This window comes from Pseudomonas sp. UBA6323, assembly GCF_002439135.1.
Taxonomy (GTDB): domain Bacteria; phylum Pseudomonadota; class Gammaproteobacteria; order Pseudomonadales; family Pseudomonadaceae; genus Aquipseudomonas.
In genome coordinates, this window is sequence record NZ_DJSX01000043.1 from 1 (window position 1) to 26,150 (window position 26,150).

Consider the following 26,150-nt stretch of genomic DNA (forward strand, 5'->3'; position numbering starts at 1 on the left):
TGCGCCATGCGCGCGCCGAGGTGACCGGCGCCGAGCGCCTGCGCCTGCTGCACCAGATCACCCAGCGGGCGCAGTTTGCGCCGCAGCAGCCAGACCACGGCGATCACCGCCAGCAGCAGGGTGATGGCGCTGCCGACCGCCAGTTGGCTGCCGACGCGCCAGGTCACCGCCTGGATTTCCGTGCGCGGCATGCTCGCCACTACCTGCCAGGGGCCGCCGCTGAACGGCATGGCCACACTGAAGAACTCCTCGACACCGTCGCTCCAGAAGGTGCCGCGGCCCGGCTCGTCGAGCACATTGGCCAACTTGCCGGCGACCTGCTCCGGCTGACGGGCACCGGCCGGCGGCACCAGCCAGGATCCCTGATCGTCGAGCAGAGCCAGGGAGCCGGTTTCACCGATGCGGAAGCGCTTGAGGTTGTCGAACTGAGCGTTCTGCGCGTCGGTGTAGTCGAAGCCGACGAACAGCACCGCGAAAACCCGGCCACTGGCATCGCGCACCGGGGTGTACTGAGTCATGTAGAAGCGGCCGAAGAGAAACGCGCGCCCCACATAACTGTCGCCGCTGACCACCTTCGGGTAGGCCGGGCCGTTGCGGTCCAGCACGGTACCGATGGCGCGGCTGCCGTCCGGCTTGGTTACCGAAGTGCTGATACGGATGAAATCGTCGCCGTCACGTACGAAGACGGTCGCCACGCCTGCAGTGAGGTCATGAAACTCGTCCACCTGGGTGAAGTCGTTATTCAACGCCGCCGAACCCAGGGACAGCACCGGCGCCTGCACGCCCGCCACCGCAACGCGCTGGCTGCTGACATTCAGGCCGCTGGAGAAACGGCGCTCGAACAGACCCGCCAGGCGCTGGGTACTGTCGCGCAGGCTGCTGTGGAAGGTGTCCAACTGGTCGGCCAGCAAACGCGCCTCGCTGGCCAGGTGTTCTTCGCGGGTAACAAGGTTGGCGTTGTTCAGCGAACGCAGGGCGAACAGCGTGCTGGCGCTGATAAGCAGGACCAGCACGACGGCCAGCGCGGTGGCCAGTTGCAAGGCAATACGTGACCGGGGCGATTGCATGGGAGAGCCTCGAGCCACCCTTAAACTGGCGGCGAAATTGTGGGGGTTGTCCTACGACTTTAGTAGGAGGCGCGGCAGGATACCCGACAAAAACTCTAGGTCAATTTCAAAATGATGGCACTGGTTGCAAGCTGTGACCGACCACCCGGTGAAACCCGAAAAAAATCAAGCTCTTGACACCTCAGGCAGGCACATCCGCGCGACTTCATCCTGCAGGTAATCCGACAATCGGTTGATACGACTGGCGGCACGATGCCCGCGCGGCCACACCAGATAGTAGCCCTCACCGCTGCTGACGGCGGTGCGCCAGGGCAGGCCGAGCCGGCCGGCGTTGACGTCCTCGGCCACCATCAGCAGATCGCCGATGGACACGCCGTAGCCGCGGGCGGCGGCGACGATGCCCAGTTCGAGCATGTCGAACAGCTGACCGGTCTTCAGTGGCACCTGCTCCCCCAGGCCGGTGGCCTGCAACCAGCGCCGCCAGTCGCGGCGGTCCGGCGTCGGGTGCAGTTGCTCGGCGGTCCGCAAACGTGCCAGAGACCAGGGGCCGGCTGCGATATCGGCTGCTGCGCAGACCGGGATCAGCCACTCCTCGAACAGCAGCACGCTTTCCCAATCTTCCGGAAACTGGCCGTCGGAAAGCAGCACCGCGCAGTCGAAGGGCTCGTGGCGGAAGTCGACCTTGTCCACATCCATCCAGGCGCTGGTCAGCTGCACTTCGCTGTCCGCATTGCTCAGGCGAAAGTGCGACAGGCGCGCCAGCAACCAGCGCATGGTCAGGGTCGACGGTGCCTTCAGGCGCAGCACCTGATCGTCGGCGCGCAAGGCCGCGCTGGCCCGCTCCAATGCATCGAAGCCATCGCTCAGCCCCGGCAGCAAGGCCCGGCCCGGATCGGTCAGTTGCAGGCTGCGGCCACGGCGCTCGAACAGACGACAGGCAAAGTAATCCTCCAGCGTGCGGATATGCCGGCTCACCGCACTTTGGGTGATGGCCAGTTCCTCGGCGGCGCGGGTGAAGGACGAATGGCGCGCAGCGGCCTCGAAGGCCCGCAGGGCGTACAGCGGCGGCAAGCGACGGGTCACAATCCAATTCCATGAGTTTTTGTCATACCCAGCATGGCTATTTTCCTTTTGTGAATGGTCGCTACAAACCAGAGAATAGCTGCCATTGCTCGTCCCCCGACAGTCCGGGGATGCTTACCCTGCCGAAGTTTTACTCATCATGAAGAATTCCCCTGGTCACGAGCTGGGTGCACTGCTGCGCCTGGCCGGCCCGCTGATCTCCGCACAGTTGGCCCATGCGCTGATGATTTTCACCGACACGCTGATGATGGCCATGCTCGGCCCGCAGCAGTTGGCCGGTGGCGCGTTGGGTGCCACCTGCTATTTCATCTTCTCGATCTTCTGCACCGGCGTGATCGCCGCGGTAGGCAGCCTGGTCGCCATCCGCCATGGTGCTGGTGACCCGGGCGGCGTCACTCGCCTGCTGCGCAACGGCCTGTGGCTGGCCATGCTGCTGGGTATCGCCAGTGCGCTGTGCCTCAATGGCCTGGGCCCGTTGCTCCCGCACCTGGGCCAGGACCCGGCAGCAGCCAGCCAGGCCATGGCGTTCCTGCGTCCGCTATCGCTGGCCCTGCCCGGCTACCTGTGCTTCATGGCCCTGCGCGGCTTCACCAGCGCCATCGGCCATCCCGGCCCGGTGATGACCATCAGCATCATCGGCACGGTCGCCAACTTCGTCATCAACTATGCGCTGATCAAGGGCTGGTTCGGCTTGCCTAGCCTCGGTCTGAGCGGCATTGGCATGACCACCGCGTTGGTCAGCAGCGCCATGGCCCTGGCTCTGGCGCTGTACATCCTGATCTCGCCGACCTACCAGGCTTACAAGCTTCGAAGCGGCCTGGGTCGCCCACAGCGGGACGAGATGCGCGCCCTGCTGCGCCTGGGCCTGCCGATTGGCGGCACCTACGCCGCCGAGCAGGGGCTGTTCACCTTCGCCACGCTGTGCATGGGTGCGCTGGGCAGCGTGCAACTGGCAGCCCATCAGATCGCCATGCAGACGGTTGCCCTGGCATTCATCGTGCCGCAGGGCCTGTCCTACGCGGTGACCTTCCGCGTCGGCCTGCACTACGGCGCCGACCGCCTGCACCTGTCGCGCCTGGCCGGGCACCTCGGCATGGGCCTGGGCGCAGCAATGATGCTGTTGTTCGCCCTGCTGTTCTGGCTGCTGCCGGAATGGATCATCGGCCTGTTCCTCGACCGGCATGATCCGGCGTTCGCCGATATCGTCACCCTGGCGGTGAGCCTGCTGGCGATCGCCGCCTGGTTCGAGCTGTTCGACGGCCTGCAAAGCATCGCCATGGGTGCGATCCGCGGGCTCAACGACGGCCGCACGACCCTGGTGATCGGCCTGACCGGCTACTGGTGCATCGGCGCGCCGCTGGCCTGGTTACTGGCCTTCCCGCTCGGCTGGGGCGCGCATGGTGTCTGGTGGGGGCTGGCCGCAGGCCTGGCGGCGACGGCCACCGGTCTAGTGCTGGGTTTCCAATGGAAGACGGCACGTCTGCAGCGGCCGAACAGGGTAGAGGGCGAGGTCTGCCTGTCGTAGCCCGGATGCAATCCGGGCTACGGGTTACTATCCGCCGAGCAGCGGCTGGCGCATGCCGAATACCAGAAAACGCGCCAGCTCGCTCAACGGCACGGCCTTGCTGATCAGGTAGCCCTGCGCCTGATCGCAGCCGAACTGGCGCAGCATGTCGAGCTGCTCGATATTCTCAACCCCCTCGGCCACCACTTCCAGGTTGAGGTTGTGCGCCAGGTTGATCATCGCCCGCACCAGTTGGCGGTTCTCGGGCCGTTCGCCCATGCCGCCGACGAAACTCTTGTCGATCTTCAGCAGGGTGATCGGCAGGCTGTTGAGGTGGACGAAGGACGAGAAACCGGTGCCGAAGTCGTCCAGCGAAAAACGCACGCCAAGCCGTCCCAGCGCCAGCATGGTTTGCTGCACCTGATCGCTGCGGCGCATCACTGCGGTTTCGGTCAGCTCGAATTCCAGCCACTGCGCATCGATGCCACGCTCTTCGATCAGGCGGCTGAGCGTCGGCAGCAGTTGGCTGTCCTGAAACTGGCGGAACGACAGGTTGATCGCCATATGCAGCGCCGGCAGGCCACGCCCGCGCAACCACTGCATGTCGCGCAAGGCGCGGGAGATGACCCAGTAACCGAGCAGCACGATCAGCCCGGTTTCCTCGGCCAGCGGCACGAACTCACTGGGCGAGAGCAGCCCGCGCTCGCCGTGCTGCCAGCGCACCAGCGCCTCCAGGCCGACGATGCGTCCGCTTTCCAGGCACAGCCGCGGCTGGTAGTGCAGCTCCAGCTCGTCCCGACGCAGCGCGCGGCGCAGCTCGCTCTCCAGATCGGCCTGGCTGCGCGCACCGCGGTTGAGGCGCTCGTCATAGACGTGAAACACGCAGCCCTGCTGACTCTTGGCCTGCTGCATGGCGATATGTGCGTGCCACAGCAGCGGATCGGCGCCCTCCCCGGCGCGGGCATGGGCCAACCCCAGGCTGCAACCGATCAGCAGGCTCTCGCCGTCGACCCAGTAGGGCTCGCCCAGCACTTCGGTGACGCGCTCGGCCAGGTGCTCGACGCGCTGCGGGTCGCGGCGTACGTCCAGCAGCAGGGCGAATTCGTCGCTGCCCAGGCGGGCCAGTTGGTCGCAGGGCTGCAGCAGCCCCTTGAGGCGCGCCACCACCTGCAGGATCAGGCGATCACCGCCCTGGTAGCCCAGCGCATCGTTGGCATGGCGGAAGTTGTCCAGGTCGAGATGCCCCAGCACCAGGCCACGGCCACCGCATTCGGCCAGGCGCGCGGCGAGCAGGGTCTGGAAACCCTGGCGGTTGGCGATACCGGTGAGCGGGTCCTGCTCGGCGAGACGTTGCAGGGTGTGCTTGAGATTGCCCTGCTCACGCGCGTAGCGCAGGCAGCGGCGCAAAACATCGAGGTTGAGACTGCTACGCACCAACCAGTCGCTGACACCGGCCGGCTCTTCATTGGGCTCGTCTTCGAGCAGCAGCACCATCGGCAGCGGACATTGACCGGCCTCGGGGATGCGCTCAGGCGTGGCCAGCAGCAGGCCACCGGCGTGATCATCGAACAGGTTGCTGGCCGCTTCCCAGGACGGTGCGGTGATCAACGTAGAGGAACTGCCAAGGGCAGCCAGGTGCTCGCGCAACGATTCGGCCCAGCCAGGCGAATCCGCCAGCAGAACCAGGCGCATGGGTTCGACGAGCGTGGACAAGCGACCTCCCCCAAATGATCAAGAATAATGGCGAATCGTGTCGCCTGACCGCGTCTTAACCGACGTCTAATCAATCACATCCGGGTGAAAGTGAACGCACATCCTGAGGTATAGCCAAAAAACCGGCAAGTGGAACCAGAGTACTGCATCCGTTCGGATAACCCAGCGCGCTGCACTTCAAATCCGTGCGCCAGGCCACAGTTCCGGACGGTCGCGGCAGAAGCCGCCAGGCCTGTTAAAATGCGCGGCCATTTTTCTGTGATCGATCCCATGTCCCGACTGAACCCCCGGCAACAAGAGGCCGTGAACTATGTCGGCGGCCCACTTCTGGTGCTCGCCGGCGCAGGCTCCGGCAAGACCAGCGTGATCACGCGCAAGATCGCCCATCTGGTGCAGAACTGCGGCATCCGCGCCCAGCACATCGTCGCCATGACCTTCACCAACAAGGCCGCGCGCGAGATGAAGGAGCGCGTCGGCACGCTGCTCAAGGGCAGCGAAGCGCGCGGCCTGACCGTGTCCACCTTCCACAACCTGGGCATGAACATCATCCGCAAGGAGTACGCGCGCCTGGGCTACAAGCCCGGCTTCTCGATCTTCGATGACGGCGACATCAAAGCGCTGCTCACCGACATCATGCAGAAGGAGTATTCCGGCGATGACGGTGCCGACGAGATCAAGAACCTGATCGACAGCTGGAAGAACGACCTGATCCTGCCGGACGAGGCGCTGGCCAATGCCCGTGGGCCGAAGGAGCAGACCGCAGCCATCGTCTACCTGCACTACCAGCGCACGCTCAAGGCGTACAACGCGGTGGACTTCAACGACCTGATCCTGCTGCCGGTGAAGCTGTTCCAGGAGCACGCCGACATCCTCGACAAGTGGCAGAACCGCATCCGCTACCTGCTGGTCGACGAATATCAGGACACCAACGCCAGCCAGTATCTGCTGGTGAAGATGCTGGTGGGCATGCGCAACCAGTTCACCGTGGTCGGCGACGACGACCAGTCGATCTACGCCTGGCGCGGCGCGCGCCCGGAAAACCTGATGCTGCTGAAGGAGGACTATCCCTCGCTGAAGGTGGTGATGCTGGAGCAGAACTACCGCTCCACCAGCCGCATCCTCAAATGCGCCAACGTGCTGATCGCCAACAACCCGCACGTGTTCGAAAAGCAGCTGTGGTCGGAGATGGGCCATGGCGACGAGATTCGCGTGATCCGCACCCGCAACGAAGACGCCGAGTGCGAGCGCGTGGCGCTGGAGATCCTCACCGAACACCTGCGCACCCAGCGCCCGTACAGCGACTTCGCCATCCTCTACCGCGGCAACTACCAGGCCAAGCTGATGGAGCTGAAGTTGCAGCACCACCAGATTCCCTATCGCCTGTCCGGCGGCACCAGCTTCTTCGCCCGTCAGGAAGTGAAGGACCTGATGAGCTACTTCCGCCTGCTGGTCAACCCGGACGATGACAACGCCTTCCTGCGGGTGATCAACGTACCGCGCCGCGAGATCGGCTCCACCACCCTGGAAAAGCTCGGCAACTACGCCAGCGAGCGCAAGATCAGCATGTACGCCGCTGCCGGCGAAATCGGCCTCGGCGAACACCTCGACGCGCGCTTCACCGAACGCCTGCAGCGCTTCACCAAATGGATGGATCGCGTACGCCAGGAGTGCGCGCAGAACGACCCGATCGCCGCCATTCGCAGCATGGTCATGGACATCGACTACGAGAACTGGCTGCGCCAGAACGCCTCCAGCGACAAGGTGGCCGAGGCGCGCATGGGCAACGTGTGGTTCCTCGTCGAGGCGCTGAAAAGCACCCTGGAGCGCGACGAAGACGGCGACATGACCATCGAGGACGCCATCGGCAAGCTGGTGCTGCGCGACATGCTCGAGCGCCAGCAGGAAGAGGAAGAAGGCGCCGAGGGCGTGCAGATGATGACCATGCACGCCTCCAAGGGCCTGGAATTCCCCTCGGTGTACATCATCGGCTTCGAGGAGGAGATCCTCCCGCACCGTTCCAGCATCGAGGCCGACACCATCGAGGAGGAGCGGCGCCTGGCCTACGTCGGCATCACCCGCGCCAAGCGCAACCTGGCGCTGACCTTCGCCGCCAAGCGCAAGCAGTATGGCGAGATCATCGAATGCTCGCCGAGTCGCTTCCTCGACGAGCTGCCGCCGGAGGACCTGGTCTGGGAAGGTCAGGAAGAGGCTCCCGTGGAGGTCAAGACCGCACGCGGCAACGACGCCCTGGCCAATATGCGCGCCATGCTCAAGCGCTGACTCGCTCGCTGCAGACAATCCCACTTCCCAAGCAGGTGGGGCTGGGCTTGTGCAGCAGAAGATCCGTGTGGATAAGGACTTGTGTGAGAGGGAGCTGGGGTGGAGTGAGCTTGGGTGGGAGCGGACTTGTGTGGGAGCGGACTTGTCCGCGAAAAGGTTTCCACCCTGCCCCATAGAAAAATGACCACACTCAACAACCAGCTCCTCCGAAAAGCTTCGCGGACAAGTCCGCTCCCACAGGGGTTGGTTTTGGCGGTTACCTTATCCCTTTGCACTCGGCACCGGCACCCTCGCCATATTTGCCAGTCAGAAGAACACCACGTTCAGAAACAGGGGCTGAAACCATGCGTACCTTCACCCTCGACCTCGATGCCCTGATACAGCTGATCAATGGCCGCGAACAGCAGGAACACTGGCTGGACCTGGAAAGCGGCAGCGTCCTGAGCCTGTCGCCAGAGGATCAGCACAGCGAACAGCGCCAGCAGATCGAACTCGATCCCGACCGCTACAGCCAGGTGCCCAACCTTGACATACCGCAGCGCATCGCCATGCGCGAGTCGTTCCTGTTCACCCTCGACGACCTGCATGCGCACCCGCTGCTCAGTGCCGCGCTGACCGGGCGCAAACCGCTGCGCGCGTTCGATTACGAGATCGAAGCCTTCGCGCCGATTCGCCAGCAGTGGCAGGCCTATGAACTCAAGCAGCTGCGCGAGTACGCCCTCAACTGGCTCTACGAGCTGGGCCTGGAGCCAGCGCCGGAGAAGCTGCCACTGGATACCCGCGGCATCCCCAGGGACATTCTGCGGCGGCTGAACAAGAGCGCATGAGCGGGCACGCTCAATACCTGTCACTGGAATCATGCTGAGCGCCCCCGGATTGCATCCGGGCTACGTGCCAACAACCTGTCTGAGCGGTCAACTGGCTACGACCGTCGGGCAGGCTTCGGTTTCACTACACAATCCGGGGTGTTTTGAGCGAAAATCCGCAGCTTTTCTGCTCAACCAGAGGATCGACCGTGGAGTCGTTGAAACAGAAGATTCGCAGCGAAGGCATCGTGCTGTCCGAGCACGTACTCAAGGTGGACGCCTTTCTCAACCACCAGATCGATCCGCGCCTGATGCAGGAGATCGGCCACGAGTTCGCCCAGCGTTTCGCCGGCCAGGGCATCACCAAGATCGTCACCATCGAAGCCTCGGGCATCGCCCCAGCGGTGATGGCCGGCCTGGAGCTGGGCATCCCGGTGATCTTCGCGCGCAAGTTCCAGTCGCTGACGCTCAAGGACGATCTGCTGATTTCCAAGGTGTTCTCCTTCACCAAGCAGACCGAAAGCACCATCGCCATTTCTGCTCGTCACCTGACTGCTGCCGACAAGGTACTGGTGATCGACGACTTCCTCGCCAACGGCCACGCCGCCAAGGCGCTGATCGACCTGATCCAGCAAGCCGGCGCCCAGGTTGCCGGCATCGGCATCGTCATCGAGAAGTCCTTCCAGGAAGGCCGCAACCTGCTGCAGAGCGAAGGCTACCGCGTCGAATCGCTGGCCCGTGTCGCCGCTCTGGAGAACGGCCAGGTGCGCTTCCTCGATTAAAGGCTGTGCACGGCCTCGCGCGCTTCAGGGCGCGGCGGTGGCCTGCAGGCCCGCCAGCAGCAAGCGCTGGTAAAGGATCTCGCGTACGCCATCCGGCGCCTCCAGGTTCATGCGCCGCAAGTGTTCGGGATACGCACCCGGCTCCGGCGCATCGAGCGTGGCCTTGCCCAGCTCCAGCGCCTCGGTCAGGCGCAGCTTGCTCTTGAGCCAGCTCAGCGCACGCACCAGGTCCTGCTCCACCTCGCTGAAATCGCTGCCCAACGGGTATTCGGCGAACAGCGCAGCATGCTGCTCACGCAATAGTTGCAGACGCTCTGGCAGGTTGTGGGTAAAGCGCTGATCGAGGCGAAAATCCGCCGGCAGTTTGCCCGCTTGCTGCGCCTGCTCGATCAATTCGTCCTGAAAGCGCGAGTCGCAGATGCCAAGCAGCGCCTCGATCACCTGGGCGTCGGTCTTGCCGCGCAGGTCGGCGACGCCATATTCGGTCACCACGATGTCGCGCAGATGCCGGGGAATGGTGGTATGGCCATAGTCCCAGACGATGTTGGAACTGACCTCGCCACCCGACTCGCGCCAGCTGCGCAACAGCAGAATCGAGCGCGCATCCTCCAGCGCATGAGCCTGGGCAACGAAGTTGTATTGCCCGCCGACGCCGCTGAGCACGCGACCGTCCTCCAACTGATCCGCTACTCCGGCGCCGAGCAGGGTCATGGTGAACACCGTGTTGACGAAACGCGCGTCGCGGCGCTGCAGGCGCTTGAGCGTTTCCTGACCATGCAGCTCATTGATATAGCGGATACCGGTCATGGCGAAGCGCTGCCTGGTTGCCTCGTCCAGCTCACGCAGGCGCGCATAGAAGGCCGCCGGGCCGAGAAAGAAACCGCCATGCAGTACCGCGCCACCCAGGGCCCTGCCGAGAAAGGGGTGCAGGCTCGCCTGGAGCTGCGCATTGCCCAGATCGGCATCGAACAGGCTGCCGTCCGGGAGGCGCAGCAGTCCCTTCTCGAAACGCACCTCCTCGGCCAGCAGACCGCTCTGCTGCAACCATTGCAGGCCGTACTCATCGAGCCGTGGCGCCAGCCCGGCATCGAGCAGGGCCTGGATGCTGTGCGGCCGGCCCTGACCATCCAGAGCACCGGCCAGGGCCAGGCGCTGCACTTCGACGTCGGGGTAGACCGCGCGCCGCACCAGGCCGGCTTCGGCCAGGGCCAGCAGACCGTTGACGAACATTTCACTGCAGCCGTATAGCCCTTCGCGCAGCGGCAGCACACCGCCGATCTCGGCGCTGGCCTGCAGCGAGCCGGCGTCGCCATGCAGGGACTGCAGTAGGGCCTGGTAGCCGGCGTTATCCGCCTGGCGAGCGATCAGCGCAGCGCTCAGGGCATCGCCCATCGCACCGATACCGATCTGCAGGGTGCCGCCATCGCGCACCAGCGCACTGGCGAACAGGCCGATGCAGTGGTCCTGCACCGTCACCGGCATGTTCGGCGTGGAGAACAGCGTGCTGCGCTCGTCTTCGAGCAGCTGGATATCGAAGGTGTCGCGCGGCACCTGGGCATCGCCGACCATGTACGGAAGGTCGCTGTGAATCTGGGCGATGCCGAGCACGGTTTCGCCCGCCGCGCGACGTCGCTCCAGCAGTGGCAGCAGGTCCAGGGTCACGTCCGGGTTGCAGCTCAGGCTGAAATGCTCCGGCCGCCGTGTGTCAGCCGCCACATACTGGGCGACCACATTCAGGCCCTTGGCGTTGAGGTCGCGGGCGACATGGCTGTAGTTGCTGCTGATGTAATCCTGCTGCGCCGGCGCGCATTCGAGCAGGCTACCGGGCTGGAAGAAGAACTGCTCGACACGCACGTTGGCCGGCAGACTGCCGGCCTGCAGGTCGGCGAGAAATTCCAGCTCGGGATAATCGCCGTAGACCCGGTCGACGAAGGGCTCGAGAAAGCGCCGCTGCAGATCCTGATCGGCACGCGGGCGCGCCAGGCACAGCGCGGTGTAGATGGTCAGTTGCCGCTCAGGCAGGTTGCGCACGCGCTCATACAGCGCATTGACCCAGCGATTGGGCTTGCCCAGGCCGAGCGGCAGGCCCAGATGAATCGGCCCGTCGATCTCGCTCAGGACGAGTTCGACGGCTTGCTCGATGGTGCAGGTCTGCGGCATCTGGCGCTCCTTGCGGCATCCGTGATGAATGCTGCTTGGACTGCGTGGATACCGGCATGGTTGCATGCCATCGCCAGAAACGAAAAAACCGCCCGGAGGGCGGTTTTTCAGGGAAGCGGCGGGTCTTAAAGACCGGACATCTTCTGGATGGCTTCGCGCAGCTCTTCATCGGTGCAATCAGCGCAGGTGCCTTTCGGCGGCATGGCGTTGATACCGGAGATAGCAGCGGCGAGGATGCCGTCGAGGCCGCCCTGGTGATCGGCGCGCTCTTTCCAGGCAGCGGTGTCACCGATCTTCGGTGCACCCAGTACGCCAGCGCCATGGCAGGCGTTGCAGTGCTTGGCGATGATGTCATCAGCGGTACGTGCACCACCACCGGCGGTAGCGGCAACGGCTTCGACGCCCTTGCACTCTTCACCCATGATGCACACTTCGCCCACAGGCTTGAGGCGCTCGGCAATGGCTTCATCGGTCGTGGCCTGAGCAGTCACTGCCCACAGGGCCAATACGGCAGCCGGTACTGCCAGCATTTTCTTCATCAGATTCACGGTACACCCTCTTCGTGGCTAGTCACGCCCGCGGCCACGGTTTCGCGAGCGGGCGACAGTATAACGGCAAGCGCGCCCCACCGAAACAACCCATATTGTCGCAGGGTTATTGATCAAAAGTTCGCTGGCGTAGTGGCGCTGATCAGACGCGCCGGCGCGTCGAAGGGATTACGAAAGCGATGCGGCTTGCTGCTTTCAAAGTAGTAGCTGTCGCCCGGCTCGAGGATGAATACCTCGTTGCCCACGGTCAGCTCCAGCCTGCCTTCTACCAGCATGCCGGCCTCCTCGCCCTCATGGGCGTACATCTCGTCACCGGTATCGGTGCCGGCCGGGTAAGTTTCGTCAAGGAAGGAAATGGCGCGACTCGGATGAGCCTTGCCGATCAGCTTCATGGTGATGGCGCCACTGCAGATATCGGTCAGCTCGGAGGCCCGGTAGACCACCTGAATCTGGTTCTCCTGCTCCATGTCGAGGGAGAAGAATTCCACCAGCGACATGGGGATACCGCTCAGCACTTTTTTCAGTGAGCTGATCGAGGGACTCACACTGTTCTTCTCGATCATGGAAATGGTGCTGTTGGTAACGCCCGCCCGCTTGGCGAGTTCACGCTGAGAAAGACCTTTGAGCTTACGAATCGATTGCAGTCGAACGCCGACGTCCAATGCTGGAGTCCCCCTTTGGGAGTGATACGGAAAGTGTCCGTATCATGGCATAGCGTTCGGAATTTACAACACTTGCGTTCATGCTCTTCTACAGCCGGTCGAATCAACCTCCGAGATAGAGCAGCGGCACCCGCCGCAGGTTGCAGAAAATCTGATAGGGGATGCTGCCCGCAGCCATGGCCACGTCGCTGGCCAGTACCTGTTTACCCCACAGCTCGACACGGCTGCCCAGGCCCGTCTGTGGCAGATCGGTGAGGTCGACGGTGAGCATGTCCATCGACACACGGCCGATCAGGCGAGTCGGCTGGCCGTCGACCATCACTGGCGTGCCGGTCGGCGCGTGGCGCGGATAGCCGTCGGCATAGCCCATGGCGACCACACCGACGCGAGTCGGCCGCTCGGAGACGAAGCGCGCGCCATAGCCCACGGGCTCGCCGGGCGGCAGTTCGCGCACGCTGATCACCTTCGACTCCAGGGTCATCACCGGACGCAGGCGCGCGGCCTGCTTCTGAACCTGCTCGAAAGGCGTAGCGCCGTAAAGCATGATGCCGGGGCGCACCCAGTCGCTGGGCACTTGTGGCCAGCCGAGCACGGCCGGCGAATTGCGCAGACTGACCTCGGCGGCCAGGCCTTCGCGCGCCTGCTGGAAAACGGCCAGCTGCTCGGCGGTACGCTCGCACTCGGGTTCGTCGGCGCGGGCGAAGTGGCTCATCAGCACGATCTTGCTGACCTTGCCGCTGGCCAGCAAACGACGATAAGCCTGCTGGTAATCGCTTGGATGCAGGCCAACGCGGTGCATACCGCTGTCGAGCTTGAGCCACAGGGTAAGCGGCTTACTGAGCTGAGCCTGCTCGACGGCCTCGATCTGCCACTGCGCGTGAATCACGCACCACAGATCATGCTGGTCGATCAGTGGCAGCTCGTCGGCCTCGAAAAAGCCTTCGAGCAGCAGGATCGGCGCCTGGATGCCGGCCTCGCGCAGCGCCAGCGCCTCTTCGATGCAGGCAACGGCAAAGCCGTCGGCCTCGCTCTCCAGCGCCTGCGCGCAACGCACCGCGCCATGCCCGTAGGCATCGGCCTTGACCACGGCCAGGGCGCGGGCGCCGCTCAGCTCGCGGGCCAGTTGGTAGTTCTGACGCAGGGCGTCGAGGTCGATAAGGGCACGGGCAGGACGCATGGTTCGTAATCTCTCAATCGTTTCGCTGAGGCGATCGTTTTTTCGTAGCCAGGATGAATTCGGGGATGACTCGTTACCAAAGCCCCGGATTGCATCCGGCTACGTGTAAAAAAAGCCCGGCGGGGGAGCCGGGCGAGAAGCCAACACAAAAAATTGTCTGGAACAAATTTTGACGTTGCCCCGCGACGGCCCGTAAGGGCGGCCGCCAGGGATGGCGGGCCGCAAAAATTGTTCACTGCGGTGACTGCCTCAGACGGCAGCCACTACGCACATTTCCACCAGCACTTCGGGCTTGTACATCTTCGCCTCGACGCAGGCGCGGGCCGGTGCATGGCCATCGGCGACCCAGGCGTCGTACTCGGCGTTGAGGCCGTCATAGTCGGTCATGTCCTTGAGAAAGATGGTCAGCGAGAGGATCTTGCTCTTGTCGCTACCACCCTCGGCCAGCATCTTGTCGATGTTGGCCAGGGTCTGGCGGGTCTGCTCGCGGATGTCACCGTCGAAGTCATCGGCCAACTGGCCAGCGAGGTAAATCGTGCCGTTGTGGATCACCACTTCGCTGTAGCGTTTGGCCACATGCAGGCGCTGAATCGACATAAAGCTGAAGCTCCTTGAATTACGAAAGCGCGAAGGCTATCAGGTGCGCAGCGGCTGCGGTGCGCTGTGCACTTCGCGAGCCTTGCGCGAATAACGCGAGATATCCAGACCATCAGCGCTGATCTGCGGACGCTTGTTGGCCATCAGGTCGGCGAGCAGACGACCGGAACCGCAGGCCATGGTCCAGCCCAGTGTGCCGTGACCGGTGTTGAGGAACAGGTTGCGGAAAGCGGTGGCGCCGACGATCGGGGTGCCGTCGGGCGTGGCTGGACGCAAGCCAGTCCAGAAATCGGCGCGCTGCAGATCGCCGCCTTGCGGGTAAAGATCGGCAGTGATCATCTCCAGGGTTTCACGACGGCGCGGGTTGAGCGACAGGTCGAAACCGGCGATCTCGGCCATACCGCCGACGCGGATACGACCATCGAAACGGGTGATGGCGACCTTGTAGGTCTCGTCGAGAATGGTCGAAGTCGGCGCCATGTCGGCGTTGGTGATCGGTACGGTCAGCGAGTAGCCCTTGAGCGGGTAGACCGGCGCGCGCACGCCCAGCGGCTTGAGCAGCTGCGGGCTGTAGCTGCCGAGGGCGAGCACGTAGCGATCGGCGGTTTCCAGCTTGCCGTCGATCCACACGCCGTTGATACGGTCGCCCACGGCGTCCAGACGCTGGATGTTCTGGCCGAAACGGAACTCGACACCGAGCGCCTTGGCCATGTCAGCCAGCTTGGTGGTGAACATCTGGCAGTCGCCAGTCTGGTCGTTAGGCAGGCGCAGGGCACCGGCCAGCTTGTGTTTGACCCCGGCCAGGGCCGGCTCGACGCGGGCGATGCCGTCGCGATCGAGCAGCTCGAACGGCACGCCGGAGGCTTCCAGCACGGCGATGTCCTTGGCGGCAGCATCGACCTGGGCCTGGGTGCGGAACAGCTGGGTGGTGCCGAGCTGACGGCCTTCATAACTGATGCCGGTTTCCGCACGCAGCTCGTCGAGGCAGTCGCGGCTGTACTCGGACAGACGAACCATGCGCTCCTTGTTGATCGCATAGCGGCTGGCGGTGCAGTTGCGCAGCATCTGCGCCATCCACAAGTACTGGTCGACATCACCAGTGGCCTTGATCGCCAACGGAGCGTGCTTCTGCAGCAGCCACTTGATGGCCTTCAGCGGCACGCCCGGGGCAGCCCAGGGCGAAGCGTAGCCGGGGGAAACCTGGCCAGCGTTGGCAAAGCTGGTTTCCAAAGCCGGGCCATCCTGGCGGTCGACCACCACCACCTCGAAGCCCTGACGGGCGAGGTAGTAAGCACTGGCGGTACCAATCACACCGCTGCCGAGAACCAGAACACGCATGTTTTTCTCCCCGCCGCGCCCAAGGCGCGTGCGTTACAGGCCATTGTTGTCGATGGGCGCAGTATAGGAAGAGCCGTGCAGTGCTTTTCACCATATACACGGCTATATTTGGCGAGAATTCTTGGCAAAAAGCCGTTTTGCAGAGGCAGATTCCCCATGAGAACCCAGCATCAAAGCCGTCGTGAACTGGACAAGATCGACCGCAACATCCTCCGTATCCTGCAGGAGGATGGGCGCATCAGCTTCACCGAACTGGGCGAGCGCGTGGGCCTGTCGACCACGCCATGCACCGAGCGCGTACGCCGCCTGGAGCGCGAAGGCATCATCATGGGCTACCACGCCCGCCTCAACCCGCAGCACCTCAAGGCCAGCCTGCTGGTGTTCGTCGAGATCAGCCTGGACTACAAGTCCGGCGATACCTTCGAGGAATTCCGCCGCGCCGTACTCAAGCTGCCGCACGTGCTGGAATGCCACCTGGTCTCCGGCGACTTCGACTACCTGGTGAAGGCGCGCATCAACGAGATGGCCAGCTACCGCAAGCTGCTCGGCGACATCCTGCTCAAGCTGCCGCACGTGCGCGAATCGAAGAGCTATATCGTCATGGAAGAGGTGAAGGAGAGCCTGGCGCTGCCGGTGCCGGAATGAGCATTTGCCGTTGTAGGAGCGAATTCATTCGCGATCAGCCGCGGCCCCCTACCAACCTCATTCGCGAATAAATTCGCTCCTACAGGGGCGCTCCACGCTCCGCCTGCAAGCTGACGAGCGCTGACACATGGGCTATCAAGAAGAGCCAGGCCCTACCGGCGCCCGAATGAGCGAATGCCATTTGTAGGAGCGAATTTATTCGCGATCAGCCGCAATACCGTACCAACCTCATTCGCGAATGAATTCGCTCCTACAGGGTCGCTCCACGCTCCGCCTGCAAGCTGACGAGCGCTGACATGGGCTATCAAGAAGAGCCAGGCCCTACCGGCGCCCGAATGAGCTATTGCCGTTGTAGGAGCGAATTTATTCGCGATCAGCCGCAATACCGTACCAACCTTATTCGCGAATAAATCGCTCCTACAGGGTCGCTCCACGCTCCGCCTGCAAGCTGACGAGCGCTAACACATGGGCTATCAAGAAGAGCCAGGCCCTACCGGGCCGAAGTGAGCTATTGCCGTTGTAGGAGCGAATTTATTCGCGATTGAACGGGGCCATACCATCTAGGATCGCGAATGAATTCGCTCCCACAGGAGATGCCGCTGCGTTCTACACCAAGCGCTGCCGCGTGGTGGCGATCAGCCGGTGCACCTGGCGCTCCACCGCTGGCTCGATCGGTTGCTCCGGCCCGCGACCATGCGGACATGGCAAGTTAGGCGTGGTACCGAACAGGCGGCAGATCAGCGGCCGCTGGTCATACACCTCGCAGCCATTGGGCCCCAGGTGCACGCAGTTGTATTCGGCCAACGCCGCATCGTGCTCGGCATCGCTTTTCACCGGCAGGCGCGCCAGCTCCTCGGACGAAGCGGTGACCGGCCCGCAGCAATCGTGGCAGCCGGGCACGCAGTCGAAGCGCGGAATCTGCCGGCGCAGGTGGTCGATCTTGCGGTCGGTGCAGCTCATCGTTGGGTATCCTTAGGTGATGGCGGCGAGTTTACTGCCAGGCGCCGAAATGTCATTCGCTCAGACACCTCAACTCGCGGCGAAGCCCCTCCCACCAAGGCCCAGCACTCCTTGTGGGAGGCGCTTCAGCGGTGACAGGCCAAAACCCATGAGCGAAGGCAGCCTGCTTTTTTTCTGCCTGTCTCTTGGCGTGATAACAATCACGCGCTTATGCTGCGTTGAATTTTCCACACAACAAAATCAGGATTTCGCACATGAACGCCCGCGTTCACCAGCCCGTCCACAGCCCACAGCATGCCGTCTCCTATTACGCCGCCAGCGTCAACCGCCAGCAGGCCTACCCGCCCCTGGACGGCGAACGGCAGGTGGATGTGTGCATCGTCGGTGGCGGGTTCAGCGGCCTGAACACGGCCATCGAGCTGGCCCAGAAGGGCCTCTCGGTGGCGTTGCTTGAGGCGCGCAAGATCGGCTGGGGCGCAAGCGGCCGTAACGGCGGGCAGCTGATTCGCGGCGTCGGCCATGATGTCGAGCAGTTCGAATCGGAGGTTGGCAAGGACGGCGTACGCCAGTTCAAGCTGATGGGCCTGGAGGCCGTGGAGATCGTGCGCAGCCGCGTCGAGCAGTTTCGCATCGACTGCGACCTGACCTGGGGCTATTGCGACTTGGCCAACAAGCCGGCGCACATGGACGGCTTCGCCGAGGACAAGGCCGAGCTGGAAAGCCTCGGTTATCGCCACGAACTGCGCATGGTGCCGCAGGAGCGCATCCATGAGGTGGTCGGCTCCGACAATTACCACGGAGCCATGATCGACATGGGCTCGGGCCACCTGCACCCGCTCAACCTGGCGCTCGGCGAAGCCGCAGCCGCCCAGTCGCTGGGCGTGCAGCTGTTCGAAGACTCACCGGTGACCGGCATCGACTATGGCAGCGAAGTGCGCCTACATACCGCCAACGGCCAGGTGCGCGCCAAGTACCTGGTGCTGGCCTGCAATGCCTACATCAACGGCCTCAACCCGACGCTGAGTGGCAAGGTGCTGCCGGCCGGCAGCTACATCATCGCCACCGAACCCCTTTCCGAAGAGCAGGCGCGCCAGCTGATTCCGCAGAACATGGCGCTGTGCGACCAACGCGTGACCGTCGACTACTACCGCCTCTCGGCCGACCGCCGACTGCTGTTCGGCGGTGCCTGCCACTATTCCGGGCGCGATCCGGCCGACATCGCCGCCTACATGCGACCGAAGATGCTCAAGGTGTTCCCGCAGCTAGCCAACGTGCGTATCGACTTCCAGTGGGGCGGGATGATCGGCATCGGTGCCAACCGCCTGCCACAGATCGGCCGACTCAAGGACCAGCCCAACGTGTTCCACGCCCAGGCCTATGCCGGGCACGGCGTCAATGCTACGCACCTGGCCGGCAAGCTGCTCGCCGAGGCCATCGCCGGTCAGGCAAGCCGCGGCTTCGACCTGTTCGCCCAGGTCCCGCACATGACCTTCCCCGGCGGCAAGCACCTGCGCTCGCCGCTGCTGGCACTGGGGATGGCCTGGCATCGGCTTAAAGAGTTGCTGTAAGCCTACCAAATTGCGGCTGAAGCCGCTCCTTCGGGCGTGCCGCGCGGCGAAGCTGACCTTATAGCTTCCAGAACGGCAGGCTCGCCTCGCGCTCGGCCTGGGCGCGGCTCAGGCCTATGTCGCGCAGCTGCTGGTCGCTGAGCTTGAGCAGCGCGCGGCGCGTACTCAGGCGCCGCCAGAAGGCCGGCCAGTTGCGACCGAAGTAGCGGGCCTCATCCTTGTGTGGCGCTACCTGTACATCCTCGCCCACCGCCGCGAAATCTGTCTTGCTGAATCCGCTCATGGCTGCCTCCCTCTTACTTCTGTCATGGGAGATCAGCATGCCGTCGTTAGAAAACACATGACAGATTCAAAAAATCCTTATTTACTCCATACAGATTCGCCGTTTTTTCCCCTGAATGGGATTTTTCAAGGCGAACTGTACTGGTTCAAGTCCACTCTGCCCCAAAGGGGACGACTGTCATGACGCTCTATTTGAACCTGGCCGAACTGATCGGCACCCGTATCGAGCAGGGACTGTACCGCCCCGGCGATCGCCTGCCGTCGATACGCAGCCTGAGCCAGGAACACGGCGTCAGCCTGAGCACCGTGCAGCAGGCCTACCGCCACCTCGAGGACATGGGGCTAGCCGCGCCGAGGCCGAAGTCCGGCTACTTCGTGCCGGTGGGCCGGCAGATGCCCGCCCTGCCGCAGATCAGTCGAGCCGCCCAGCGCCCCGTGGAAGTCTCGCAGTGGGATCACGTGCTGGAACTGATCAGCAGCTCGCCACAGCACGACATGCTGCAGCTGGGCCGCGGCCGCCCGGACATCAGCGGCCCGACGCTCAAGCCGCTGCTGCGCAACCTGTCGCGTCAGGCGCGCCGGCAGGACCCGGACGTACTCACCTATGGCGGCATTCGCGGCGATATTCGCCTGCGCGAACAGATCGCCCGGCTGATGCTCGACTCCGGCTGCCGGGTGGCTGCTGAAGACCTGGTGGTCACCACTGGTTGCCACGAAGCTCTGTCGGCTGCCGTGCGCGCCATCTGCCAGCCCGGCGACATCGTCGCGGTCGACTCGCCGAGCTTCCATGGCGTCATGCAGGCGCTCAAGGGCTTCGGCATGAAGGCGCTGGAACTGCCTACCGACCCGCTCACCGGGATCAACCTCGACGCCCTGGAGATGGCTCTGGAGCAATGGCCGATCAAGGCCATCCAGCTCACACCGAACTGCAACAACCCGCTTGGCTACATCATGCCCGACGCCAACAAGCGCGCCCTGGTGGCCCTGGCGCAGCGCTTCGATGTGGCCATCATCGAGGACGACGTCTACGCCGACCTCGCCTACAGCTACCCGCGCCCACGCAGCATCAAGTCCTTCGACGAGGATGGTCGTGTGCTGTTCTGCAGCTCTTTCTCCAAGACCCTGGCGCCGGGTCTGCGGGTCGGCTGGATCGCCCCCGGACGCTACCTGGAGCAGGTGGTGCACATGAAGTACCTGGGCACTGGCAGCACCGCGCAGCTGCCGCAGCTGGCGCTGGCCGAATACCTCAAGGACGGGCATTACGAACCGCACCTAAGACGCATGCGCGCTCAGTACCTGCGCAGCCGCGACCTGATGGTGGATTGGGTCAGCCGCTATTTCCCGGCCGGCACCCGGGTCAGCCGACCGCAGGGCAGCTTCATGCTATGGGTGGAGATGCCGCAGGGCTTCGACAGCCAAAAGCTCAATCGCGCGCTGCTGCCGCACAAGATCCAGATCGCGCCGGGCAGCATCTTTTCGGCGGCCGGCAAGTACCGCAACTGCATCCGCCTGAACTATGCCGAGCCGCCGAGCGCGACCATCGAAGCAGCAGTGAAGCAGATCGGTGTGACCATCGCCGAGCTGATCGAAGAAGCCGACCTGCAGCAGACCCAGGCCCTGGGGCAGTGGCGCTGAGCCGGTTCAGGAACGCGCCGCTTCCATCTCGCTGAAGGCCCCGCGCTTGCTCGCCAGGATGATGAACACGAAAGCGCCAGTAGCCATCATCAGCGGCAGTGCATGGCCGCTCAACCACTGGCTGACGGCACCTGTGGTGAGTGGCCCGATCAGGCAGCCCAGCCCCCACAGCTGGGCGACGTGAGCATTGGCGCGCACCAGTTCGTCGTCGCGGTAACGCTCGCCGATCATGATCAGTGACAGAGTGAACAGGCCGCCGGCACTGGCACCGAAGGCCACCAGCACCGGCCAGATCACCGGCGTATGCAACAGCGGCGGAATCGCCAGGCTGGACACCAGCAGCACGATGCCGCAACCACGGAACAGCAACTGCCGCGACATGCGGTCAGCCAGCCAACCGATGGGCAGCTGCAGCACCGCATCGCCCACCACCACCACGCTGACCATGAACAGCGCCACCTCCTGGGTGAAGCCCTGGCGCAGACCGTAGATCGGTAGCAGGGTCAGCATCATCGCTTCGAAGGCAGCGAACAACATCACCGCCCAGGCAATCGCCGGCAGCTTGCGGCAGAACACCAGCAGACCACGCCCAGAAGCGCTGTGCGCATCCACCTTGGGTGCGCCGGTGCGCCCGAGCAGAACCAGTGAGCCGCCGATCAGCAGGCACACGCCCGTCCAGAAACCGGCATCGGTGGCGGTACCGAGCGCCGTCAGCAGCAACGGGCCACTGAGCTGACTGAGGGCATAACCGGTGCCATACAGCGCCACCAGGCGACCACGCCACTTCTCCACCGCCAGCTGGTTGATCCAGCTTTCGCCGAGGATGAACACCACGGTCAGGGCCACGCCAATGAACAGGCGCAGACCCACCCAGACTGCGTAGTTCTGCACCAGCGCCAGCCCCGCCACCGATATCGCACCCAGCAGCAGACACAGCTGCATCAGCACGGTGGTGCCCAAGCGCGCCGCCAGACGCCCGGCCAGCAACGCACCGAGCAGCACGCCGACGGCCGGAGTCGCCGCCATCACGCCGATGGCGAAGGAGTCGTAGCCCCAGCTTTCCAGGCGCAGCGACACCAGCGGCATGGTCACGCCGAGCGCCAGACCGATACTGATAACCGCCGCACAGACGGCGAAGTAGGTGCCCCAACGCATTGCCGAATTCCTTGGTTAACGAGTGGCTGCAAAGACAACGGCCGGGTTCCTCGGGAACCCGGCCGTAGGTTTCAGGAGCGAGGTAGCCGGCAGTTTCTCTGCGTTCTCGGCCCTCTCCCCAGCCCCTCTGCCATAAATGGGAGAGGGGAACCGATTACCTGGCCGACGAGCGGGAGATCGCCCCGCTATCGTTACAGTTTGATCCAGGTGGACTTCAGCTCGGTGTACTTGTCGAACGCGTGCAGCGACTTGTCGCGGCCGTTGCCGGACTGCTTGAAGCCGCCGAACGGCGCGGTCATGTCGCCTCCATCGTACTGGTTGATCCACACACTGCCGGCACGCAGCGCCTTGCCCACCAAGTGGGCACGCGACAGGTTGCTGGTCCATACTGCCGCGGCCAGGCCGTAGACGGTGTCGTTGGCGATGGCAATGGCTTCGTCCTGATCGTCGAAACCGATCACCGACAGCACCGGGCCGAAGATCTCTTCCTTGGCGATGCGCATGGCGTTGTTCACGCCGTCGAAAATGGTCGGCTCGACGTAGGTACCGCCGGTTTCTTCCATCACCCGCTTGCCGCCGGCCACCAGCTTCGCGCCATCGTCATGGCCGGCCTGGATGTAATTCAGCACGTTGTTCATCTGCGTGGTGTCGACCAGCGCACCGACATTGGTCTCCGGATCCAGCGGGTTGCCCGGCTTCCAGGCCTTGATCGCCTCGACCACCATGGGCACGAACTTGTCCTTGATGGAATTCTCCACAAGCAGGCGCGAACCGGCGGTGCAGACCTCGCCCTGGTTGAAAGCGATGGCACTGGCGGCAGATTCGGCAGCGGCCTGCAGGTCCGGGGCGTCGGCGAAGACGATGTTCGGGCTCTTGCCGCCAGCCTCCAGCCAGACGCGCTTCATGTTCGACTCGCCGGCGTAGACCATCAGCTGCTTGGCGATCTTGGTCGAACCGGTGAACACCAGGGTGTCGACGTCCATGTGCAGGGCCAGGGCCTTGCCCACGGTGTGACCGAAGCCCGGCAGCACGTTGAACACGCCGGCCGGGATGCCGGCCTCGATGGCCAGCTGGGCGATGCGGATGCCGGTCAGCGGCGACTTCTCGGAGGGCTTGAGGATGATCGAGTTACCGGTGGCCAACGCTGGGCCAAGCTTCCAGCAGGACATCAGCAGCGGGAAGTTCCACGGCACGATGGCGGCGACCACACCCACCGGCTCGCGGGTGACCAGACCGAGCTGATCGTGAGGCGTGGCGGCGACTTCGTCATAGACCTTGTCGATGGCCTCGCCGCTCCAGCGAATGGCATTGGCCGCGCTGTTCACGTCGATGCTCAGCGAATCGCTGATCGGCTTGCCCATATCCAGGGTTTCCAGCAGAGCCAGCTCCTGGCCATGCTCTTCGATCAGCTCGGCGAAACGGATCATGACCTTCTTGCGCAGGGCCGGAGCCATACGCGACCACGCGCCGGAGTCGAAGGCGGCGCGGGCGTCCTTGACCGCCAGCTCTGCGTCGGCCTGATCACAGCTGGCCACCAGGCCGAGCAGACGCCCGTCGACCGGGCTGATGCACTCGAAGGTGGCGCCGGACTCGGCGGCGCGGTATTCGCCGTGGATGAAGGCACGGGTTTCGATGGTCAGGGTCTTGGCACGCTGTTCCCAGTCGCTACGAGTCAGGCTAGTCATTCCGGCATCCTCTCAATGGGTGGAAGCGGCGCCCGCAGGGACGCGCGCTGTCAATAATTCTGCAAGGCCAGCTCGCTGGCCGAATCCTGCTCGCCACACTAAACCAGTGGGCTGTGGCTTTTCAATATTTTTGACATAGGCGGGGAAAAGCCCTTGTCATGTTCGTTTTTTTAAACATAGACTGCCGCCACGACTCTACCGTCGCGGCCCCGCTGGCCGCGTGATCAACGCCACCGCCCCACGGAACAGCCAGATGAACATCGAGCAGATCGTCGACTTCGCCCAGGCCGGCACGGCCGCCGAACACTATCGCCCCGCAGCGGAGAAAGTGCTCAAGGGTGACCCCGAGCAGAGCGTACGCAACCACTACAGCAGCCCCTGCGGCCAGTTCAGCACCGGCATCTGGGAAGGTGCAGTGGGCCAGTGGACGGTGAACTACACCGAGCACGAGTACTGCGAGATCCTCCAGGGCGTGTCCGTGCTGCGTGACGCCGATGGCAACGCCAGAACCGTACGCGCCGGCGACCGCTTCGTGATTCCCGCCGGATTCTCCGGCACCTGGGAAGTGCTGGAAGCCTGCCGCAAGGTCTATGTGATCTTCGAGCCCAAGTAAGCACCTGACCGCGAGCCACACGGACGGGTTCCGGGCTCACCGAATCCTGTTGTTGCTTGTCACCCTTCGACCCGCCTTGTGCGGGTCTTTTTCTGCGCGGCGGGGCTTCAGCGCACTGACACCGTCTCGACCACAGCCGAACGCACGCCGCCCGCCGCCAATGCCAGCAGCGCAAATAGCACGACGGCATGCGTCATGCTCAGCCAGCTCGCCAGAGCGCCGAACACCGGCGCGCCCAATGTCTGGCCAACGGCGATACCGAGAAAGGCGATGGTCAGCCCGGTGGCGGGGCGTTCTGACAATGCAGCCACGCCCCAGACCAGATAGATGCCGCTCAGGGTGATGTAGGCCGCGCCGAACAGCGCGCCGCCGAGCAGCGTCAGGGCCGGCGCGCTCCCCAGACCGACCAGGACTATGGCCGCCGCCAGCGCGGCCAGGCACAGACGGTGCGCCCAGTCGACGCCCAGCCTAGCGACCAGAGCCCCAGCTCCGGCACCGGCGATTCCGGCGGCACCGATCACCACCCAGAGCAATCCGGCTCCAGCGCTCTGCCACCCCAGACGCTGCGCCACGATCTCGCTGCCGAACGACCACAAGGCCGTGCTGGCCGCACCCATCAGCAGGGACGCCACCACCAGTCGCTTCAAGGTGGCGCTGAACAGTGCCGCCCCCGCGTGAGCCTGCACAGGCGGCACGGAGGTACGCGGCACATGCAAAACCGCCAGCACCGCCAGCACGCATGCCGCGGCTGCGAACACGCCGTAGGCCAGCCGCCACTCGGCGCCGAACATCAGCGCGACCGGGCCGGACAGAATCACGCCTGCACTGGTGCCGGCGTTGATCAGGGTATTGGTGCCGTCCTGACGCTGCGGCTGGACGATCGCCGCCACTGCTGCGGCCATGGGCGGTGAAGCCAGCCCCGTACTCACGCCCGCGAGCAATACCGCAGCGGCGAGCCAGAACGCCGATGGCGCGAGGGCGATACCGAGCATACCGATCGATGCGGCAACGAAGGCGACGGTACGCGCGCCGAGGCGCTCGGTCAGTTGTGCGGCGACGACGATGGCGAGGCAGTAGCCAAGAAAGGAGCCACCGGCGATCAGGCCGCCAACGGCGTCCGGCAGAGCGAGATCAGCATCGATCTGCGGCAGGAACAGGCCGAAAGCGAAACGGGCGAAGCCGTAGCACACCGCGATCAGGCCGAAGCCCGTGACACCAAGGCGCCATTCACGGGTCATGCCTGCCCCCGCAGGGCCAGCAGCGTCGCCGCGCGCCCTGCCGTGGCCACTGCAGCCGGGCCGCGGTAGCTGGCCGCGGCCGTAGCACCTTCGAAGAGAATGACCACCTGCTCGACCAGTTCCTCATCGGGGCTGGCGCCCAACTGTCGGATGAGAATCCGCCGCACCGTCTCGCTGAAGCGCGCCTTGTACGCCGCCACGACCTCGGTGACTTCCGGCAGGGCCGTGCCGAGTTCGCCCTGGGCACGCAGAAACAGACAGCCCCGCGCACCTTCCTCGCCCATCCAGCTGGTCAGTGCATCGAACAACGCCGCGACGCTGTCCAACTCCAGGCGCTGCAGGAAGCGCTGTCCACGTGTCATCAACACGGCAGCGATCAGCTCGTTCTTGCTGCCCGCGTGCTTGTACAGCGTGCGGCTGGACATCCCGGCGGCCTGCGCCAGGCGATCCATGCCGGTTGCGTTGAAGCCGTGCCGGTTGAACAGCTCTTCGGCCACGGATATAAGCTTGGCGTCAATATTCATAGGATCAAGGTAAAACGATCACTTTACCTCGTCAACCAGCTATAAATGCTCAGGCAAAAAAAGACCCGCGCAGGGCGTAATGCTGTTCACTTAAGGTTGTGCGCGCTTTGCTCCCCTCTCCCATTTAT

The 26,150-nt window shown here is 64.0% G+C and carries 23 protein-coding genes; 8 read left to right on the top strand and 15 right to left on the bottom strand.

The features are described from left to right. The coding region (locus B3P22_RS10160) for a Cache 3/Cache 2 fusion domain-containing protein (RefSeq protein ID WP_296270888.1) at positions 1-1,067 on the bottom strand (1,067 nt) is incomplete at its 3' end. A 165-nt stretch (positions 1,068-1,232) separates the two neighbouring features. Further along, positions 1,233-2,150: a LysR substrate-binding domain-containing protein gene (locus tag B3P22_RS10165; protein ID WP_296270889.1), complete on the bottom strand. Its 918-nt coding sequence runs from the start codon at positions 2,148-2,150 to the stop codon at positions 1,233-1,235. 139 nt (positions 2,151-2,289) lie between these two features. On the opposite strand from B3P22_RS10165, the gene B3P22_RS10170 reads away from it, so the two are divergent. Next, positions 2,290-3,675 (top strand): NorM family multidrug efflux MATE transporter, encoded by a 1,386-nt coding sequence (locus B3P22_RS10170; protein ID WP_296270890.1) that lies wholly within the window; start codon positions 2,290-2,292, stop codon positions 3,673-3,675. 27 nt (positions 3,676-3,702) lie between these two features. Here the strand turns inward: B3P22_RS10170 and B3P22_RS10175 are convergent, their stop codons facing one another. Continuing rightward, positions 3,703-5,367: a putative bifunctional diguanylate cyclase/phosphodiesterase gene (locus tag B3P22_RS10175; protein WP_296270891.1), complete on the bottom strand. Its 1,665-nt coding sequence runs from the start codon at positions 5,365-5,367 to the stop codon at positions 3,703-3,705. A 270-nt stretch (positions 5,368-5,637) separates the two neighbouring features. Here B3P22_RS10175 and rep point away from each other — a divergent pair, with 270 nt between their 5' ends. The 3 genes from rep to B3P22_RS10190 all read left to right on the top strand — a co-directional run bounded on the left by rep (position 5,638) and on the right by B3P22_RS10190 (position 9,235). After that, the gene (gene rep, locus B3P22_RS10180) at positions 5,638-7,647 is read left to right on the top strand and encodes a DNA helicase Rep (RefSeq protein WP_296270892.1); all 2,010 of its coding nucleotides are present in this window, start codon (positions 5,638-5,640) and stop codon (positions 7,645-7,647) included. A 344-nt stretch (positions 7,648-7,991) separates the two neighbouring features. After that, the gene (locus B3P22_RS10185; protein ID WP_296270893.1) at positions 7,992-8,474 is read left to right on the top strand and encodes a UPF0158 family protein; all 483 of its coding nucleotides are present in this window, start codon (positions 7,992-7,994) and stop codon (positions 8,472-8,474) included. Between the two features lie 188 nt (positions 8,475-8,662). Next, positions 8,663-9,235 (top strand): xanthine phosphoribosyltransferase, encoded by a 573-nt coding sequence (locus B3P22_RS10190; protein WP_275545694.1) that lies wholly within the window; start codon positions 8,663-8,665, stop codon positions 9,233-9,235. A 24-nt stretch (positions 9,236-9,259) separates the two neighbouring features. Here the strand turns inward: B3P22_RS10190 and B3P22_RS10195 are convergent, their stop codons facing one another. From B3P22_RS10195 to dadA, 6 genes are all read right to left on the bottom strand, one after another. After that, positions 9,260-11,395 carry an acetyl-CoA hydrolase/transferase C-terminal domain-containing protein gene (locus tag B3P22_RS10195; protein WP_296270894.1) on the bottom strand — a complete coding sequence of 712 codons (2,136 nt, stop codon included), beginning with the start codon at positions 11,393-11,395 and terminating at the stop codon, positions 9,260-9,262. 125 nt (positions 11,396-11,520) lie between these two features. Continuing rightward, positions 11,521-11,943, bottom strand: a complete 423-nt coding sequence (locus B3P22_RS10200) for a c-type cytochrome (RefSeq protein WP_197857799.1) — start codon at positions 11,941-11,943, stop codon at positions 11,521-11,523. Positions 11,944-12,056: 113 nt separating this feature from the next. After that, positions 12,057-12,605: a cupin domain-containing protein gene (locus B3P22_RS10205; RefSeq protein ID WP_296270895.1), complete on the bottom strand. Its 549-nt coding sequence runs from the start codon at positions 12,603-12,605 to the stop codon at positions 12,057-12,059. A 103-nt stretch (positions 12,606-12,708) separates the two neighbouring features. Continuing rightward, complete coding sequence (gene alr / locus B3P22_RS10210) at positions 12,709-13,782, bottom strand: alanine racemase (RefSeq protein ID WP_296270896.1); 1,074 nt, start codon at positions 13,780-13,782, stop codon at positions 12,709-12,711. A 249-nt stretch (positions 13,783-14,031) separates the two neighbouring features. Next, positions 14,032-14,379: a RidA family protein gene (locus B3P22_RS10215; protein ID WP_296270897.1), complete on the bottom strand. Its 348-nt coding sequence runs from the start codon at positions 14,377-14,379 to the stop codon at positions 14,032-14,034. 39 nt (positions 14,380-14,418) lie between these two features. After that, positions 14,419-15,717: a D-amino acid dehydrogenase gene (gene dadA, locus B3P22_RS10220; protein ID WP_296270898.1), complete on the bottom strand. Its 1,299-nt coding sequence runs from the start codon at positions 15,715-15,717 to the stop codon at positions 14,419-14,421. 156 nt (positions 15,718-15,873) lie between these two features. Here dadA and dadR point away from each other — a divergent pair, with 156 nt between their 5' ends. Next, positions 15,874-16,362, top strand: coding sequence for a transcriptional regulator DadR (gene dadR / locus B3P22_RS10225; protein WP_197857795.1), 489 nt, complete (start codon positions 15,874-15,876; stop codon positions 16,360-16,362). A 606-nt stretch (positions 16,363-16,968) separates the two neighbouring features. Here the strand turns inward: dadR and B3P22_RS10230 are convergent. Then, positions 16,969-17,322, bottom strand: coding sequence for a YkgJ family cysteine cluster protein (locus tag B3P22_RS10230; RefSeq protein ID WP_074677774.1), 354 nt, complete (start codon positions 17,320-17,322; stop codon positions 16,969-16,971). A gap of 254 nt (positions 17,323-17,576) precedes the next feature. Here B3P22_RS10230 and B3P22_RS10235 point away from each other — a divergent pair, with 254 nt between their 5' ends. After that, positions 17,577-18,890 (top strand): NAD(P)/FAD-dependent oxidoreductase, encoded by a 1,314-nt coding sequence (locus tag B3P22_RS10235; RefSeq protein ID WP_296270899.1) that lies wholly within the window; start codon positions 17,577-17,579, stop codon positions 18,888-18,890. Positions 18,891-18,948: 58 nt separating this feature from the next. On the opposite strand, the gene B3P22_RS10240 is transcribed toward B3P22_RS10235, so the two are convergent. After that, positions 18,949-19,173: a DUF1127 domain-containing protein gene (locus B3P22_RS10240; RefSeq protein WP_275545700.1), complete on the bottom strand. Its 225-nt coding sequence runs from the start codon at positions 19,171-19,173 to the stop codon at positions 18,949-18,951. 179 nt (positions 19,174-19,352) lie between these two features. On the opposite strand from B3P22_RS10240, the gene B3P22_RS10245 reads away from it, so the two are divergent. Next, complete coding sequence (locus tag B3P22_RS10245; RefSeq protein WP_296270900.1) at positions 19,353-20,807, top strand: PLP-dependent aminotransferase family protein; 1,455 nt, start codon at positions 19,353-19,355, stop codon at positions 20,805-20,807. A 6-nt stretch (positions 20,808-20,813) separates the two neighbouring features. Here B3P22_RS10245 and B3P22_RS10250 read toward each other — a convergent pair whose 3' ends face one another. Both B3P22_RS10250 and B3P22_RS10255 read right to left on the bottom strand, forming a co-directional pair. Next, positions 20,814-21,962: an MFS transporter gene (locus B3P22_RS10250; RefSeq protein ID WP_017678271.1), complete on the bottom strand. Its 1,149-nt coding sequence runs from the start codon at positions 21,960-21,962 to the stop codon at positions 20,814-20,816. Between the two features lie 191 nt (positions 21,963-22,153). Continuing rightward, positions 22,154-23,647: an aldehyde dehydrogenase gene (locus B3P22_RS10255; protein WP_296270901.1), complete on the bottom strand. Its 1,494-nt coding sequence runs from the start codon at positions 23,645-23,647 to the stop codon at positions 22,154-22,156. A 253-nt stretch (positions 23,648-23,900) separates the two neighbouring features. Between B3P22_RS10255 and B3P22_RS10260 the strand changes: the two genes are divergently transcribed. Further along, the gene (locus B3P22_RS10260) at positions 23,901-24,260 is read left to right on the top strand and encodes a cupin domain-containing protein (protein WP_197857788.1); all 360 of its coding nucleotides are present in this window, start codon (positions 23,901-23,903) and stop codon (positions 24,258-24,260) included. A gap of 107 nt (positions 24,261-24,367) precedes the next feature. On the opposite strand, the gene B3P22_RS10265 is transcribed toward B3P22_RS10260, so the two are convergent. Both B3P22_RS10265 and B3P22_RS10270 read right to left on the bottom strand, forming a co-directional pair. Continuing rightward, positions 24,368-25,498 (bottom strand): MFS transporter, encoded by a 1,131-nt coding sequence (locus B3P22_RS10265; RefSeq protein WP_296270902.1) that lies wholly within the window; start codon positions 25,496-25,498, stop codon positions 24,368-24,370. After that, a complete protein-coding gene (locus B3P22_RS10270) occupies positions 25,495-26,022 on the bottom strand; it encodes a TetR/AcrR family transcriptional regulator (protein WP_296270903.1) in 528 nt (175 codons plus the stop codon). The genes B3P22_RS10265 and B3P22_RS10270 overlap by 4 nt, the downstream gene beginning before the upstream one ends. Positions 26,023-26,150: the final 128 nt, after the last annotated feature.